Below are 1,200 nucleotides of genomic sequence, written 5' to 3' on the forward strand. Positions count from 1 at the left end.
TTCGATGAAATGAGGTCTCAGATTGACAAGGCCGTAACGAAGGAATTGAAATCATTATGACCGTATTTGAACAGTTCCGCCATTATTTGGGTAAATCTGGCCTGACCGATGATTTCACGATTCAAATGCTCACCTGGATTGAGCAGACAAAGGACGGCGGGCAGATGCAATATATGGTCTTTCAGCCAGCGGGTGGAACCGGGCGGCTGGATGATCTGGGGGCTGATGACAACGTTCAGGTGATTTTGGTCAGTGGTCAGAATAACCCTCAACCCGTTATCCAGCGAGCACAGGAAATACTCAATTATGTTACCACCCATCCTGATGATGATTGCCTGAATGCTGTTTTCAATCTGGGGGGTATGCCAACCCCCATTCCCACTCAAGAGAACCGGTACGTAATCCGGTTGCTATTTCGCTGTACATCATAACAGGTCGCCTCAGCGACCTTTTTTAATTCTATTAAATCGAGGTTATTCACATGGCAAATTGCCCGGTAGAAACCAATAAACTCATTGGTCGTAACGCCATTATTCGCATTGCGCATGGCTGCCCTGATGCAGTGCCCGATCAGTCTGCTTTTTTCCGCATTGGCGCATTGACCACTAAATCATTCGACCTTTCACCCAACACGCTAACCTCAGAGGCTGATGATTCTAAGGGGCTGGTAGAGAGTGTGGTCACCAGCATGGACTTAACCATCTCATTTGATGGTGAATATCGTAAGAGGGACAAAAATGAAGATTTTGGCCCATTGCGTTTGTTGAAGGAAATTCCGAAAGAAGTTCAGGCAGGTCGCCAGCCGTCATACTGGGTGCAGATGGACTTCACCGGAGAAGATGCGTTTGTACTACAGGGTTACATGGTCTTTACCTCTTGGTCGTCCCAATTCGGTGCTAACGAGATTGCCACCTACTCCGGTGAATTGAAAGTATCCGACGCGGATACGGTTGATTGGCTGATTGAAGAAGTGGCGGTGCAATCAGTTACTGCTACATCTTCATTAACGGTCGCAGCAGGGAAATCCAATTCATTTGTGGTTAATGTCAACCCCACCGATGCCACCAATAAAAACTACACGGTGACGTCAGATAAAACCAGCGTAGCCACTGTGAGTAAGATCGGTAGCGTGGTGACAGTTAGAGGCATTGCTGAGGGCAGCGCAAACATTACTGTCACGACAGAAGATGGCAGCAAAAC

2 protein-coding genes are annotated in these 1,200 nt (G+C 47.6%); both read left to right on the forward strand.

Annotated elements, in window-relative coordinates; translation table 11 throughout:
- Nucleotides 1-56 precede the first annotated feature (56 nt).
- The gene (locus tag Xbed_RS18700) at nucleotides 57-431 is read left to right on the forward strand and encodes a phage tail termination protein (RefSeq protein WP_086114307.1); all 375 of its coding nucleotides are present in this window, start codon (nucleotides 57-59) and stop codon (nucleotides 429-431) included.
- Between the two features lie 50 nt (nucleotides 432-481).
- Nucleotides 482-1,200: Ig-like domain-containing protein (locus Xbed_RS18705; RefSeq protein WP_086114308.1), on the forward strand; the 719-nt coding region annotated here is incomplete at its 3' end.

Source organism: Xenorhabdus beddingii, assembly GCF_002127545.1.
GTDB classification, from domain to species: Bacteria; Pseudomonadota; Gammaproteobacteria; order Enterobacterales; family Enterobacteriaceae; genus Xenorhabdus; species Xenorhabdus beddingii.

Bases quoted from the DNA above. Each gene is read 5' to 3' on its own strand.
- Xbed_RS18700 (WP_086114307.1), top strand. From the start codon at position 57: ATGACCGTATTTGAACAGTTCCGCCATTATTTGGGTAAATCTGGCCTG.